The organism is Bacillus sp. AFS029637 (assembly GCF_002584985.1).
Lineage (GTDB): Bacteria > Bacillota > Bacilli > Bacillales > Bacillaceae_G > Bacillus_A.
Window position 1 is genome coordinate 291,706 of sequence record NZ_NUPZ01000023.1, and the last position, 14,035, is coordinate 305,740.

Below are 14,035 nucleotides of genomic sequence, written 5' to 3' on the forward strand. Positions count from 1 at the left end.
TCTCCTTTAAAAAACTTTATAATTTGTTAGGCGTGATAATACAACATAAGTAATGATTCCGGCGAGAAACAAACCGATATAGTAGTTTAATAGGAAACTAAATTGAGTTATTTTATAGCCACCTAGTAATGCAAAGTAGATGGTTGCCCCCCATATCCACATCCGTAAATGATTTTGGAAAATAAATATCTTTTGATTGTTTTCATTAGGTGATCGTGTATATAAGTATGTGCCAAGGAGTAAGTAAAATATTGTATACAAAATAGGGACTAACATTGATTTAGCTGAATAATACGTATAAGATGATGGATCTCTTAAAGTAGTTGGGGCATTTTCTTTTTTACGTAATTCAGGATCATACTCGTAATAAAGCGTGAAATTATATATTGGTGCGACCACATTTGTTTTTTGATTGATTTCATAAAGTTGTTCATATAGCTTATAATTTTTAGTATCGGTAGCCTCTAAATGATTTATCGTAAAAGTGTACACTAGTGGAATAAATGTAAGTCCCATTAGTAGCCAAGGAATACAAAAGGCAACTTGCGACACAATGCTGCCAGTAAAAGTACCGATACATAAAGCAGCTGTATAGACTGCGACATAAGAAACAATTGCATAGAGAAAGTATCGGTGAAATGGACTAAATGATTGATAATCAAAATGAATGGTTGTTCTATAAATAGAGTACATAAGAATCCAGTTTATAAGTAATGAACCTACAATACAAAATGAACCAAAAGCCCATTTAGTTAAGAAAATATCTTTTCTATTAAAAGGCATTGCCATAAGTGTGCTATTAGACTGGTTACTACGCTCCCATCCTATCAATAAGCAGGCTAAAGCAATGATAAGACCTGTTAACCAAAAACTATTACCTTCTCCTGAAGAAAAGGAATAAAAATAATAATACTGTTTCCCTTTCTCTTGTAATTCGTAATATTCAGCAAGTTCCATCTGAGCACTTCTATAGTAGCCAAAAGATAGCAAGTAAAGCGAACTAAAGAAAAACAGTAACACAGCATATTTCCCGCGTTTCCAATTCCACATCCATAACGCCTTATGAAACATACTCATCCTCCTCAAGTGTCGTAACGAAGACATCTTCAAGTGACATCGTCAATTCTTCAATGAGTATTGGTTGTTCTTTATAAAATTTCTCCAGTGTTGTAGCCACATTTCCCTCAATTAAGATCGTATATACTTTTCCTGTTTGATTTAATATTTTAATATTGTTTAAGTTTTCTAGTTTTTGAGGTAGTGAACGTTCATAAGCTACTTGGATTTTAGCAAATCGTGATTTTGCATCGTCTAGTGATGTAATAGAAGATATAGTATGGCCTTTTAATATAATGATTGTATCTGCAATTTGTTCCACTTCATCTAAATGGTGAGTGGAGATGAAAATGGTAATTTCTTTTTCTGCAACTTCTCCAACGAGAAACTGTAAAATCTGCCTTTTAACGATAGGATCAAGTCCATTTGTCGGTTCATCTAAAATAATATATTCTGCTTTTGCAGCAACAGCTAAAATGATCGCAAGTAGTGCTTTCATTCCTTTTGAGTAACTGCGAATGCGTTTGTTTGGTAAATTAAAGCGTTCTAACAGTTCGTAGAAATACTGTTCATCAAATGCCGTATAAACGGATTTATAAAACTTTACAATTTCTTTTACTGTATATCCATTCAATATGTTAGTAGAATCCGGAACATATACGATTTTTTGCTTCATTTCAGGATGCTGATGAATGTCTGTATCTTCATATGTAACAGTTCCTGCATCAGGGTCTAAAATGCCGACCATCGTTCGTAATAAAGTTGTTTTCCCCGCACCGTTTCTTCCGAGTAATCCGACGATACTACCTTTTTGTAATGTGAAAGAAATACCGTCTAAAATCGTTTGATTATCAATTGTTTTCTTCAGATTTGTTACTTTCAACATCTGTACTTCCTCCAATCTCTTTATAGTATGAATCTATCCAATCGTGAATTTTATCTTTCGTAATTCCGAGATAAGAGGCTTCTAGTAGTAATTGATGAAACTGCTTTTCAACCATAGCGATTTTCCTTTCGTCTAATGTTGGGGTAATCGATTGGGATACAAATGTTCCTTTTCCTCGTAATGTTTCAATAATCCCCTGTCGCTCTAATTCTTGATACGCTTTACTAACTGTATTTGGATTTATAACGAGTAAAGAAGCGAGCTCACGTACAGAAGGAAGCTTATCACTTGGAGCTAACATGTTTTTTAATACGAGTTCTTTTATATTTTGAACAATTTGTTCCCATATCGGAGTGTTGCTTCTTGGATCAAGTTGAATATGCAAGAGCAATGTCTCCTTCCTGATATGTATTAAGTGTACTACTGTGTGTAATACACTTAATACAATATAGGCAACAAATGTATTTGTCAATGAAAGGGATAGAAAAATATGGTATTAAAAATGTATAAATTGGAAAAAATAAGTTTGATATAGAATGGAGGGTTAGTCATGAAGCGAGTTTTTGGAATACTTGTTTGTTTCATGTTATTGCTTTCTGGTACCTCAGTGAGTTTCGCACAATCTGAGAAGACGAAGCGGGAAAAAACAGAAGAAACAACGCCGAAGTTAGCGGAACAAGCGTCGTCAGCAATCGTAATTGAACAAGATACAGGTAAAGTTTTGTTTGAAAAAAATCCGAATGAAAAGTTACCACCTGCTAGTATGACGAAGATTATGACAATGCTATTAATTATGGAACAAGTTGAAAAAGGAAAACTAAAACTGACCGATAAAGTTAGAGCGAGTGAGCATGCAGCTTCAATGGGTGGATCACAAATCTTTTTAGAGCCTGGGGAAGAGATGACTGTAAATGAAATGTTAAAGGGTATTGCAATCGCATCTGGAAATGATGCGTCTGTTGCAGTGGCGGAGCATATCGCTGGTTCAGAAGAAGGTTTTGTAAATATGATGAACAAAAAAGCGAAAGATTTAGGGCTGAAAAATACTCATTTTCAAAATCCGACAGGTCTCCCGGCGAAAGATCATTATTCCACAGCAAATGATATGGCGACAATGGCGAAAGAGTTGATGAAGTATCCACTTATTCGCAAATACACAGGTAAATACGAAGACTATTTACGTGAAAATACGGATAAGAAGTTTTGGCTCGTTAATACGAATAAGTTAGTACGTTTTTATCCTGGAGTAGATGGAGTGAAAACAGGTTTTACGACGGAAGCGAAATATTGTTTAACTGCATCAGCTGAAAAAAATGGAATGCGTGTTATTTCAGTTGTTATGGGAGCACCTACATCTAAAGAGCGAAACAATCAAGTGACGAAGCTTCTTGATTATGCATTTGGTCAATATATGACAAAGAAAATGTATACGCGTGGTGAAAAAATTAAGACTGTACAAGTAGGAAAAGGGAAAAAAGAAAAAGTAGATTTAGTTGCGTCAGATAATGTGTCTCTTCTTATGAAGAAGGGCGAAAATATGGACAAAGTAAAACAAGAAGTAATCGCTGAAAAGAAAGTAAAGGCACCAATTAAAAAAGGGGATGCGCTTGGTACACTTGTTATTAAAAAAGATAAAGAAGTTTTATTAAAACAAACAATCGTAGCAAAAGAAGATGTTGCTGCAGCAAGCTGGTGGGAGTTATTTAAGAGAAGTTTTGGGATGTTTTCAACATCAAAATAGCGGCGGGAAATTTGCCGCTTTTCTGCTTGTTTGTACAGGAATAATTGCTGAAAGGTTTCACATTATGGCGAAATAGTACTTCTTTTGTCAGTAGGAAGGATTCTTATTCTCTGTCACGAAAATCTTATGTATGCTAATGAGTAAAGTTTGAGCATAAGGAGGAAATCGTGTGAGTCTTTCCATGCAATTAGAGGTAAAACGTGACGTCTTATGTGTGAGGTTAGAGGGTGAATTAGATCATCATACTGCTGAAGAGTTGCGAACGAAAGTAACAGATATGATTGAGACGCATGGTGTTCATCATATTGTTTTGAGCCTAGAGAATTTATCATTTATGGATAGTTCTGGTTTAGGTGTTATATTAGGCCGATATAAACATGTAAAGGGATTAGGTGGAGAAATGGTTGTTTGTGCAATTTCCCCGCCTGTTAAACGTTTATTTGAAATGTCAGGTCTATTCAAAATTGTTCGTTTAGAAGAAAGTGAAGCGCATGCGCTCGCGACGTTGGGGGTGGCATAAATGAGAAATGAAATGAACCTTCAATTTTCAGCGTTAAGTCAGAATGAATCATTCGCTCGTGTTACAGTAGCTGCTTTTATTGCACAACTTGACCCGACGATGGAAGAACTAACAGAAATTAAAACGGTGGTGTCAGAAGCAGTTACAAATGCAATTATTCATGGGTACGAAGGAAATGCAGAAGGTGTTGTTTATATTTCAGTGATTTTGGAAGAAGCAATGGTGAAACTCACGATTCGAGATGAAGGGATTGGTATCTTTAACTTAGATGAAGCGAGACAACCCCTTTTTACAACTAAACCTGAATTAGAGCGTTCCGGAATGGGATTTACTATCATGGAAAATTTTATGGATGAAGTAGAAGTTATTTCAAACGAATCTTTCGGGACAACAATCCATTTGACAAAATACTTATCAAATAGTAACGCTCTATGCAATTAAGGAGAATAGCCTATGGACACAGAGGTCAAAAATGAGAAGAAGAAACCTCAGTTAAAGGACCACGAGCTAAAAGCGTTAATTCAAAAAAGTCAAGATGGAGATCAACAAGCAAGAGATACAATCGTTCAAAGTAATATGCGTCTCGTATGGTCGGTTGTGCAGCGGTTTCTGAACCGAGGATACGAACCAGACGACTTATTTCAAATTGGATGTATTGGACTCTTAAAATCGGTAGATAAATTTGATTTATCTTTCGACGTGAAATTTTCAACATATGCAGTTCCCATGATTATTGGAGAAATTCAACGATTTTTACGTGACGATGGATCAGTGAAAGTGAGTAGATCTTTAAAAGAAACAGGAAACAAAATTCGAAAGATGAGAGACGAGCTTTCGAAAGAATTCGGAAGGGCTCCAACGATTAATGAAGTAGCGGAGGCTCTGGAACTAACGCCAGAAGAAGTCGTTTTGGCACAAGAAGCAAGTCGTGCTCCTTCATCAATACATGAAACCGTGTATGAAAACGATGGGGATCCAATTACTATTTTGGATCAAATCGCAGATCAATCTGAGACGAAATGGTTTGATAAAATTGCTTTAAAAGAAGCGATTAGAGAACTGGATGAACGCGAACGTTTAATTGTGTATTTGCGCTATTATAAAGACCAAACACAATCAGAAGTAGCGGAGCGCATAGGCATTTCTCAAGTGCAAGTTTCAAGACTTGAAAAGAAAATATTAAAACAGATGAAAGATCGAATAGATGAATAGCTATCTATTCGATTTTTTCATTGTAATGAAAATAGAAGATTACACCTATTGTCGAAAAGTTTACAGAATTTATTGATAATTTAGTTAATTTAAAATATAATCCAAGTATGAACTTGTCACAAAGGGGGAAGGAAACATGGAAACGAGGCAACAATGGGGAACGAGGGCCGGATTTATTTTCGCAGCGGTCGGCTCTGCAGTTGGTTTAGGAAACATATGGCGTTTTCCTTATACAGCGTATGAAAATGGAGGAGGCGCATTCTTTTTACCGTACTTATTCGCATTATTAACGACTGGTATTTCATTGTTAGCATTCGAATTTGCTCTTGGACATCGCCATCGTGGTTCAGCACCACTTACGTTCTTCCGTATTCATCCACGTGCTGAGTTTATTGGATGGTGGCAAATGTGTGTAACATTTATCGTTTCAACATATTATGCAGTAATTATTGCTTGGTCTATTTCGTATACGTACTTTGCAATTACTGGAGCATGGGGGAAAGACACGCAATCATTCTTATTTAAAGAATATTTACATGTTGCAGATAAGCCAGGGCAGTTTGGAGGGCTCGTGCCAGAAGTATTAATCCCACTAGCGCTCGTTTGGATTATTGTGCTGGGTGTTGCATTTAAAGGCGTTAAGAAAGGAATCGAAGTTGTTAACCGCATTTTTATTCCGTTATTAGTTGTTATGTTCCTAATTATCGTTGTTCGTGCAGTGACAATGGAAGGTGCGATGCAAGGATTAGATGCATTCTTTAAACCAGATTGGAGTCGTATTTTTGATGGGAAAGTATGGCTTGCTGCTTACGGTCAAATCTTCTTTAGTTTATCTTTAGCATTCGGAATTATGATTACGTATTCTAGTTATTTACCGAAAAACTCAGATACAACAAATAATGCTTTTATTACTGGATTTGCGAATTCAGGATTTGAATTATTAGCAGGGATTGGGGTCTTTGCAGCTCTTGGATTTATGGCAAATAACATGGGGGTACCGGTTGATAAAGTAGCTAGTGCTGGTGTAGGACTTGCGTTTGTAGTATTCCCGCAAATTATTAATGAACTGCCGATGTCACCGTTGTTTGGTGTATTATTCTTCTTATCGTTAACGGTCGCTGGAATTACATCACTTATTTCACTTGCGGAAGTATGTTTTGCGGCTGTATCTGAAAAATTTAGCTTAAGTCGTCAAAAAACGATTGGAATTATGGGAACGCTTCTTGTGTTAGTTTCTCTTGTTTTTGCAACACGTGGTGGGCTTATGTTCCTAGATGTTGTTGATTATTTCGCTAACAATTTTGGATTAATTTCAATAGCGCTTGTTGAAGTAGTGACAATAGGACTTATCTTGCGTCGTTTACCAGTTTATCAAAATCATGCAAACTTTGTATCTGATATAAAGTTAGGGACATTTTGGAGAGTGAGTTTACTTGTTATTACCCCTCTTATGTTAGGGTATATGTTAATTGATGGCACAATCCAAAATATTAAAAAGAACTACGGAGACTATCCAACTGAGTTTGTTGTAACATATGGTTGGTCAATTGCAGCGGCGTTCCTAATTGTTGCAATAATCATGAGTCTGAAAAAATGGAATGCGCAAATACATTCAGATTCTGCTAAGCTTGAAAAAGAATGGAAAGATCGAGGTGTTTCATAATGAGTGGATCAGCGATTATGATGATGGTTATTGGAATGGTGGTCATTTGGGGAGGGCTTGCATTAAGTATCGCAAATTTATTTAAGAAAAAGGCATAATTTAAAAACATCTGCACCGAAACGGTGCAGATGTTTTTTTTATGAAAAAATTGTATTAGAAAAAAATTCAATAACCATACTACAACTACGAGGAAGAGTGAAGAGGTGAATGTAAATTGGAACGAACTATATATATTAAAATGCGCAACCGCTTAAAAGTGTCTCCTTCGTATGAAGTGAAATTGAGAGATATTGCTCAGCTTGCTGGAGATGCTCTTATAGTTGAAGCGTTACAAAATGAGATTGTTTACAAAATAACAGCACATGATAAAACACATGTTGTAATTGATGTTATGAAGATAATTGAGATCATTGAGAAAAAAGCGGCTCACATACAAATTAATTTACTCGGTTCTGGACAAACTCTTGTTGAAATTATTTATGAAAAAAAGAAAGTTCATCCAGTGTTCTTTGGACTTGTATGGTTATTACTTTTTATTGGAGCAGCTCTTGCAATCATTTATTTCCATGAGGATGTAAGTATGCAACAAGTGCATCAACGGTTATATTACATGATTACTGGAGAGTTTAAGGAGCAACCACTATTATTTCAAGTTCCATATTCAGTAGGTCTTGGATTAGGTATGGTTTTATTTTTTAATCATGTATTTCAAAAGCGAATTAATGAAGAGCCGAGTCCGTTAGAAGTCGAGATGTTCCAATATCAACAGTCGCTTGATCAATATGTAATTGTGAATGAAAACAAGGATAACACGAAACAGCTTGCCGATGATTGAATGTGGGTTTGTTATATTAATTGGTTTAGCTGGCGGGATTGCAGTAGGTAGCGGATATGTTGCCTTTTTAGCTGTACTTGGTATAATCCCTCGTTTAGCTCAATTAACGAGAAGTGGAAAGCATATTCAATATTTTGAGTGGGCTGTCATTGCAGGTACTTTAACAGGGGCTTGGTGTAGTTTGAAAAACATTACATTTCAAACATCACAATATTGGCTTGTAATATTAGGGTTATTTTGTGGCACATTCATTGGAATGCTCGCTGCAGCATTAACAGAAGTATTAAATGTTTTACCTATTTTAGCGAAACGAGTCGGGGTAGAGGGGAAAATTGTTATTTTACTCGTTGCTCTTGTACTTGGAAAAGTAATAGGCTCATTGTTTCACTGGATTTATTTCGTAAAGTAGGAGGCAATATATTAATGACAAGGCGAAAATTGAAAGATGATTACATAAATAAAGTGAAAGAGTATCATCCAAAACCACCTTATTTGCTAAATTGTGTGAAGGCATTTCTTGTAGGTGGGCTCGTTTGTACAATTGGAGAAGTACTGACGAAATTTTATATACATTATTTTCACTTTAGTGAACAAGAGGCAGGAAATCCGACAGTTGCAACTCTTGTTTTATTATCGGCGATTTTAACAGGGTGTGGTGTATATGATAAAATCGGTCAATTCGCTGGAGCAGGATCGGCAGTACCAGTTACGGGATTCGCGAATTCTATGGCGAGTGCTGCGCTAGAACATAAAAGTGAAGGGATTGTTCTAGGGATTGCTACCAACATGTTTAAACTTGCAGGAAGTGTTATCGTGTTTGGTGTTGTTGGAGCATATATTATCGGATTAATAAGGTATACTTTTAAAATTTTTATGTCTTAAAGGAGGGGCGAGTATGAGGTTGACCGGAAAACAAACGTGGGTATTTCAAAATGATATTTACGTGAATGCAACGGGTACTGCTGTCGGTCCAAAAGAAGCTGAAGGCCCTCTTGGAAAGGATTTTGACATTTCATATGATGATTTACATTGTGGAGAGGAAAACTGGGAACTTGCTGAACGAAGATTGATGTCCGATTCAATTCAACAAGCGGTGCAAAAAGGGAATATAAAAACATCACAAATTGATTTCTTTTTAGCGGGCGATTTATTAAATCAAACAGTGACAGCAAATTATGTTGCTAGGGAGTTTGGTATTCCATTTCTAGGAATGTTTAGTGCTTGTGCGACGTCGATGGAAACTTTAGCGGTGGGATCAGCTTTTATAGATGGTGGATTTGCCAATCGTGTCTTAGCTACAGTAAGCAGTCATAATGCAACGGCGGAAAGGCAATTTCGTTATCCGACAGAGTACGGGGGACAAAAGCCTGGAACAGCGAATTCAACTGTTACAGGTGCGGGATCCATATTAATTAGCAAAGAAAAAAGTGCAATTAAAATTACAGCAGCTACGATTGGGAAAGTGCAGGATTTAGGAATTACGAATCCTTTAGATATGGGATCGGCGATGGCGCCAGCAGCTGCTCATACAATCCAACAGCATTTTGAAGATTTGAGGAGAAGTGCAGCTGACTATGATTTGATTGTTACGGGTGATTTATCAGGTGTTGGGACACCACTCGCGAAGCAACTATTATTGGAAGAAGGTTACGAACTTGGGCATACATACACTGATTGTGGATTAATGATTTATGATTCCGGTCAAGAAGAAGTATTTGCTGGTGGTAGTGGCTGCGCTTGTTCAGCTGTTGTCACATATGGTCATTTATTACGAGAGATGCAAAAAGGGAATTTACAACGAATTTTTGTCGTTGCTACCGGTGCGTTATTAAGCCCGATGATGATGCAGCAGAAAGAAACGATTCCGACGATTGCACATGGTGTCGTATTTGAGAGAGTGAAAGGAGAGTGAAATGTGGATTTTGTATATGCATTTCTTGTAGGTGGTGCTATTTGTGTGATTGGGCAAATATTGTTAGATTTCGCAAAGTTAACCCCAGCACATTTAATGGCAACTTTTGTAGTTATCGGAGCGATTTTAGATGGATTTGGATTGTACGATAAGCTTATAAAGTTTGCAGGTGCTGGGGCAACAGTTCCTATTACAAGCTTTGGTCATTCACTATTGCACGGAGCGATGCATGCGGCAGAGAAACATGGTTATTTAGGAATTGGTATTGGTATGTTTAGTTTAACGTCTGCGGGCATTTCCGCAGCGATATTATTTTCATTTTTTGTAGCACTTATATGTAAACCGAAAGGATAAATCAAATGAGACGAAGGGTTGTTTTGGTTACAGATGGAGATGAATATGCAAAGCGAACAATTGAGCTGTTAACAAAGGAATTTGGGGGAAGGTGTATTTCAGCATCGCAAAGCAATCCAACCAAATTGACAGGGAAGAAAGTTGTTGAGCTTATTATGCAAACGCCATATGACCCTGTATTTGTCATGTTTGATGACAGTGGATTTATTGGAGAAGGCTCTGGAGAAAAGGCTTTAAAATATGTAGCAACGCATAAACAAATTGATGTACTTGGTATTTTAGCGGTTGCATCTAATACACATCACTGGGAATGGGCGCGTGTAGATGTAAGTGTAGATCGGAATGGGAATTTGACAGAATACGGTGTCGACAAATTTGGACTTCCAGATGGTGAAGTTGGCAGGATTAGTGGAGATACGATTTATTGTTTAGATGATTTGAATGTGCCTGTCATTGTTGGTGTTGGTGATATTGGAAAGATGTGTGGCAATGATGAATGTGAGAGAGGGTCACCTATTACCAAAAAAGCAATTCAATTAATTTTGGAAAGGAGTGGGTTTTATGACGAAGCCTAAAAAAGTGAATATCCCTATTTCAACTTTTATAAGTGACAACGAAAATTATTTAAAGCAAACAGTTGGATTGGGTGTCACATACGATGTTGGTATTCGTAAATTTCAAATTTTAAACAAAGAAATTGGTGTGTTATTTGTAAATGGACTTTGTGATACGAATTATATTATCCCTATTTTAGAAGAAGCAGTAGATACAAATGAAATAAGGGATGTAGAAGAAGATACAGTAAAGCTTTTAGAGAATCGTTTAATTCATCAACAAGTAAGTAAAGTGAAAACGATGGATGAGGTAATGCTCCAAGTATTATCAGGACTTATCGTTATATTTGTGGAAGGTGAAACGGAAGCGTTCGCAATTGATGTTCGTAGTTATCCAGGACGAACGCCGACAGAACCAGATACTGAAAAAGTAGTACGTGGTGCGAGAGATGGATTTGTTGAAAATATCGTTGTAAATACAGCATTAATTCGTAGAAGAATTCGCGACCCACGTCTTCGAAATGAAATGATTCGAGTAGGGGATAGATCGCAAACGGATATTTGTATTACATACGTTCAAGATGTTGCAAATCCGGATTTAGTGAAGATTATAAAACAAGAATTAAGTAGCATTGAAGTAGATGGGATTACGATGGCGGATAAAACGGTAGAAGAATTTGTAGTCAAACAAGGTTATAATCCCTTCCCGCTTATTCGGTACACAGAAAGGCCAGATGTAGCAGCAAATCATTTGTTAGAAGGACATGTGTTAGTACTTGTTGATACATCACCAAGTGCTATGATTACTCCAACAACATATTTCCACCATTTACAGCATGCAGAAGAGTTTAGACAAAATCCAGCTGTAGGTACATTTTTACGTTGGGTACGTTTTCTAGGTGTTATATTTTCTCTATTCTTACTGCCATTTTGGCTAGCTTTTGTATTTGATCCAACTCTTTTACCGGAAAACCTGGCTTTCATTGGGCCAAATAAGATGACACATTTACCGGTTTTATTACAAGTTTTGATGGCGGAAATCGGACTCGAATTTTTAAGGATGGCTGCCATTCATACACCGACATCATTGTCGTCAGCAGCAGGATTAATTTCTGCCATATTAATTGGTCAAATTGCAATTGATGTAGGTTTGTTTGTACCAGAAGTTATTTTGTATGTAGCGGTTTCTATGATTGGATCATTTGCAACGCCGAGTTATGAACTAGGGCTTGGGAATAAGGTTGGGAAATTGTTTGTCATTATTTTGACAGGTATTTTTCATGAAATGGGATTTGTAATAGGAATGACGATATTGATTCTATTTTTAACGTCTATAAAAAGCTTACAAACACCGTATTTATGGCCGTTTTTACCGTTTGATTGGGGCGCGTTAACGAAAATTTTACTCCGTCCAACTATGTCTAGTTTAAAAGTGCGTCCTAGTATTGTGCGACCTCAAAATGTAAGAAGACAAAAATAAACGGGATTATACTCCCGTTTATTTTTTTATTGAAAATTTATTATTTTTTTAACAAAAACCAAACATTTTTTGTGTACACTTAGAGTAGATATTGTGTATGGAAGGGGAAGAGGACATGATTAAATTATTTGTAAGTGATTTAGACGATACGCTCGTTTACAATGTGAATCATATGCAAAAAGAAGATGAACGGGCACTTTGCTGGTTAGCTGAAAAAGGGACAAATATTTGTTTTGCCTCTGGACGTTTTACGCACCGAATTGATGAAGTCGTAAAAAGGTTTGCATTTCCATACTACACAACGGGTTTAAATGGAGCAACAATGTTACTACCGGATGGAAACGTATTTTATGAATCGAGTTTTGAAGAACAGGTTGCCCAGGAAATATATCGATATATACATAAAAAAGGACTAGCAGATATTGTTTGTGCAAATGAGCAGCGATATACAAAAAAGAAGAATGAGCATCATCATACTTTTGAAGAGTATATGGGGGTGCATATTGCTGAGATAGAAAAGTTAGAAGAGGAATTTGGGAAAACGGTACATCCTGCGAAATTATTTGTATTTGGGGAAGAAGAAAAAATTGTAGCTTTAGATCGAGAGTTACGGGATACGTTTCATGGTGAAGCGGAAGTCTTTATATCAGGTAAACGCTATGTTGATATTATGCCAAGGGGCGTGAGTAAGGGAACTGCTCTAAAGCAACTAATGGAATATTTACAAATTGAAGCAAGAGAAGTGGCATGTATTGGAGATTCTTTTAATGACATTTCTATGTTTGAAGTAACCCCACATTCATTTACTCTTCATCATGCTCATCCTTATGTGAAGGAGAAAGCGAATCATGTTGTTCGTTCTGTTGAAGAAGCTGTTATGAAATTACCATTACTTGTATAAAAAGAAGCTCGTCAGTGACGAGCTTCTTTTTTACTGGAATAAAGATTTAACAAAATCAATGATACTAGAGAAGAAATCTTTAACTTTATCTAAGAAACCTTGACCTTCTTCAGATCCTAAAAAGGCAGAAACATGTTCTTTTGCTTTATCTAATTGACTACCAACTTGATTCCAATCGATATTAAGATTTTTCATTTTATCAAATAAAGCCACTAAGTTATCTAGCTGTTCATCTGTTAATGTAATACCGAGTTGATCAGCAATTTTTTTAATTAATGAACGTAAATCTTCTGTTGTTTGTGGCTGTTCTTTTGCAATTTCTTCTTTAATTTTTGCAACAAGTTGAACTGCTTTTTCTTCACCGATTTTATCGCCGAGCTGAGCTGTTTGCACCATTTCCTCATTGGCTACTTTTTTTACTTCTTCAGGAATTTCTTTGTTCGATGTTGTTTCATAGGCCTTCATTAACCCTGTTAAAGCAGCAGTTCCTGAAACTTTAAATGGCGCAGTAATTTGAATCTCTGCATCTTTCACACCTGCTGTAATAAGTGCATTTGTGTACATTGCATCTGTTATGGAATTAATGTTTTTTGAACGTACAATAAGACCAGATCCTGGCTTTGTGTATGTAATCATAGAAGAGGAAATTGTTCGCGTACCAATTTGTGCTTTTGGAACAATTCCGTCTAGAAATTTATGTTCTTCCGCATTAGACACAGTAATAATTGTAGCATCTTTTGGTGCTTTCATTTCTTTTAACAGATCTTGTTTTTGTTGTTCAGATAAGTTTTCTCCTAGTGTAACAATTGATTCTCCCTCAATAATGTCTGCAAATGAAGCTGTTGGCATCATAAATATCGTAACAGCTAATAGCAGAGCTAGTAATTTCGTTTTCACGAAAAATCGCTCCCTTTCTCTTTC

The 14,035-nt window shown here is 36.4% G+C and carries 18 protein-coding genes; 14 read left to right on the forward strand and 4 right to left on the reverse strand.

What is annotated here, in order from left to right:
• Positions 1 to 6: 6 nt before the first annotated feature.
• The 3 genes from COE49_RS12750 to COE49_RS12760 are packed head-to-tail and all read right to left on the reverse strand — an operon-like array spanning position 7 to position 2,327.
• Positions 7 to 1,071, reverse strand: a complete 1,065-nt coding sequence (locus COE49_RS12750) for an ABC transporter permease subunit (protein ID WP_088231071.1) — start codon at positions 1,069 to 1,071, stop codon at positions 7 to 9.
• Positions 1,061 to 1,942: an ABC transporter ATP-binding protein gene (locus tag COE49_RS12755; RefSeq protein WP_088231072.1), complete on the reverse strand. Its 882-nt coding sequence runs from the start codon at positions 1,940 to 1,942 to the stop codon at positions 1,061 to 1,063. Before COE49_RS12755 ends, COE49_RS12750 begins: the two co-directional genes overlap by 11 nt.
• A complete protein-coding gene (locus COE49_RS12760; protein WP_088231073.1) occupies positions 1,908 to 2,327 on the reverse strand; it encodes a GntR family transcriptional regulator in 420 nt (139 codons plus the stop codon). Before COE49_RS12760 ends, COE49_RS12755 begins: the two co-directional genes overlap by 35 nt.
• Positions 2,328 to 2,492: 165 nt before the next feature.
• Between COE49_RS12760 and dacF the strand changes: the two genes are divergently transcribed.
• The 14 genes from dacF to COE49_RS12835 all read left to right on the forward strand — a co-directional run bounded on the left by dacF (position 2,493) and on the right by COE49_RS12835 (position 13,114).
• Complete coding sequence (dacF, locus tag COE49_RS12770) at positions 2,493 to 3,683, forward strand: serine-type D-Ala-D-Ala carboxypeptidase DacF (RefSeq protein WP_088231074.1); 1,191 nt, start codon at positions 2,493 to 2,495, stop codon at positions 3,681 to 3,683.
• A gap of 169 nt (positions 3,684 to 3,852) precedes the next feature.
• Positions 3,853 to 4,203, forward strand: a complete 351-nt coding sequence (gene spoIIAA, locus COE49_RS12775) for an anti-sigma F factor antagonist (RefSeq protein WP_000059135.1) — start codon at positions 3,853 to 3,855, stop codon at positions 4,201 to 4,203.
• A complete protein-coding gene (gene spoIIAB / locus COE49_RS12780) occupies positions 4,204 to 4,644 on the forward strand; it encodes an anti-sigma F factor (RefSeq protein WP_001243400.1) in 441 nt (146 codons plus the stop codon).
• 12 nt (positions 4,645 to 4,656) lie between these two features.
• Entirely contained in the window at positions 4,657 to 5,415 is a 759-nt protein-coding gene (gene sigF, locus COE49_RS12785) for an RNA polymerase sporulation sigma factor SigF (RefSeq protein ID WP_088231075.1), read from the forward strand.
• Positions 5,416 to 5,551: 136 nt separating this feature from the next.
• Complete coding sequence (locus COE49_RS12790; protein WP_088231076.1) at positions 5,552 to 7,078, forward strand: sodium-dependent transporter; 1,527 nt, start codon at positions 5,552 to 5,554, stop codon at positions 7,076 to 7,078.
• The gene (locus COE49_RS12795; RefSeq protein WP_000016829.1) at positions 7,078 to 7,176 is read left to right on the forward strand and encodes a methionine/alanine import family NSS transporter small subunit; all 99 of its coding nucleotides are present in this window, start codon (positions 7,078 to 7,080) and stop codon (positions 7,174 to 7,176) included. The genes COE49_RS12790 and COE49_RS12795 overlap by 1 nt, the downstream gene beginning before the upstream one ends.
• Before the next feature lie 116 nt (positions 7,177 to 7,292).
• On the forward strand, positions 7,293 to 7,913 hold the full coding sequence (locus COE49_RS12800; protein WP_098882454.1) for a stage V sporulation protein AA: 621 nt from the start codon (positions 7,293 to 7,295) through the stop codon (positions 7,911 to 7,913).
• The gene (spoVAB, locus tag COE49_RS12805; protein ID WP_070144741.1) at positions 7,906 to 8,322 is read left to right on the forward strand and encodes a stage V sporulation protein SpoVAB; all 417 of its coding nucleotides are present in this window, start codon (positions 7,906 to 7,908) and stop codon (positions 8,320 to 8,322) included. Before COE49_RS12800 ends, spoVAB begins: the two co-directional genes overlap by 8 nt.
• 14 nt (positions 8,323 to 8,336) lie before the next feature.
• Complete coding sequence (gene spoVAC / locus COE49_RS12810) at positions 8,337 to 8,795, forward strand: stage V sporulation protein AC (protein WP_088231078.1); 459 nt, start codon at positions 8,337 to 8,339, stop codon at positions 8,793 to 8,795.
• A 13-nt stretch (positions 8,796 to 8,808) separates the two neighbouring features.
• Positions 8,809 to 9,825 (forward strand): stage V sporulation protein AD, encoded by a 1,017-nt coding sequence (spoVAD, locus tag COE49_RS12815; RefSeq protein WP_088231079.1) that lies wholly within the window; start codon positions 8,809 to 8,811, stop codon positions 9,823 to 9,825.
• A gap of 3 nt (positions 9,826 to 9,828) precedes the next feature.
• Positions 9,829 to 10,179, forward strand: coding sequence for a stage V sporulation protein AE (gene spoVAE, locus COE49_RS12820; protein WP_088231080.1), 351 nt, complete (start codon positions 9,829 to 9,831; stop codon positions 10,177 to 10,179).
• Between the two features lie 5 nt (positions 10,180 to 10,184).
• Complete coding sequence (gene spoVAEA / locus COE49_RS12825; protein ID WP_088231081.1) at positions 10,185 to 10,754, forward strand: stage V sporulation protein SpoVABEA; 570 nt, start codon at positions 10,185 to 10,187, stop codon at positions 10,752 to 10,754.
• The gene (gene spoVAF / locus COE49_RS12830) at positions 10,741 to 12,213 is read left to right on the forward strand and encodes a spore germination protein SpoVAF (RefSeq protein WP_088231082.1); all 1,473 of its coding nucleotides are present in this window, start codon (positions 10,741 to 10,743) and stop codon (positions 12,211 to 12,213) included. The genes spoVAEA and spoVAF overlap by 14 nt, the downstream gene beginning before the upstream one ends.
• A gap of 97 nt (positions 12,214 to 12,310) precedes the next feature.
• Complete coding sequence (locus COE49_RS12835; protein ID WP_140417324.1) at positions 12,311 to 13,114, forward strand: HAD family hydrolase; 804 nt, start codon at positions 12,311 to 12,313, stop codon at positions 13,112 to 13,114.
• A gap of 30 nt (positions 13,115 to 13,144) precedes the next feature.
• On the opposite strand, the gene COE49_RS12840 is transcribed toward COE49_RS12835, so the two are convergent.
• Positions 13,145 to 14,011 (reverse strand): DUF1002 domain-containing protein, encoded by an 867-nt coding sequence (locus COE49_RS12840; RefSeq protein ID WP_098945913.1) that lies wholly within the window; start codon positions 14,009 to 14,011, stop codon positions 13,145 to 13,147.
• Between the last annotated feature and the right edge of the window lie 24 nt (positions 14,012 to 14,035).

What these genes read in the sequence shown, in the direction of transcription:
- COE49_RS12795 (WP_000016829.1), top strand. Translation starts at nt 7,078, where the DNA reads ATGAGTGGATCAGCGATTATGATGATGGTTATTGGAATGGTGGTCATT.
- spoVAC (WP_088231078.1), top strand. Translation starts at nt 8,337, where the DNA reads ATGACAAGGCGAAAATTGAAAGATGATTACATAAATAAAGTGAAAGAG.
- spoVAD (WP_088231079.1), top strand. Translation starts at nt 8,809, where the DNA reads ATGAGGTTGACCGGAAAACAAACGTGGGTATTTCAAAATGATATTTAC.
- spoVAB (WP_070144741.1), top strand. Translation starts at nt 7,906, where the DNA reads ATGATTGAATGTGGGTTTGTTATATTAATTGGTTTAGCTGGCGGGATT.
- spoVAF (WP_088231082.1), top strand. Translation starts at nt 10,741, where the DNA reads ATGACGAAGCCTAAAAAAGTGAATATCCCTATTTCAACTTTTATAAGT.
- dacF (WP_088231074.1), top strand. Translation starts at nt 2,493, where the DNA reads ATGAAGCGAGTTTTTGGAATACTTGTTTGTTTCATGTTATTGCTTTCT.
- COE49_RS12755 (WP_088231072.1), bottom strand. Translation starts at nt 1,942, where the DNA reads ATGTTGAAAGTAACAAATCTGAAGAAAACAATTGATAATCAAACGATT.
- sigF (WP_088231075.1), top strand. Translation starts at nt 4,657, where the DNA reads ATGGACACAGAGGTCAAAAATGAGAAGAAGAAACCTCAGTTAAAGGAC.
- spoVAEA (WP_088231081.1), top strand. Translation starts at nt 10,185, where the DNA reads ATGAGACGAAGGGTTGTTTTGGTTACAGATGGAGATGAATATGCAAAG.
- COE49_RS12790 (WP_088231076.1), top strand. Translation starts at nt 5,552, where the DNA reads ATGGAAACGAGGCAACAATGGGGAACGAGGGCCGGATTTATTTTCGCA.
- COE49_RS12835 (WP_140417324.1), top strand. Translation starts at nt 12,311, where the DNA reads ATGGAAGGGGAAGAGGACATGATTAAATTATTTGTAAGTGATTTAGAC.
- COE49_RS12750 (WP_088231071.1), bottom strand. Translation starts at nt 1,071, where the DNA reads ATGTTTCATAAGGCGTTATGGATGTGGAATTGGAAACGCGGGAAATAT.
- spoIIAB (WP_001243400.1), top strand. Translation starts at nt 4,204, where the DNA reads ATGAGAAATGAAATGAACCTTCAATTTTCAGCGTTAAGTCAGAATGAA.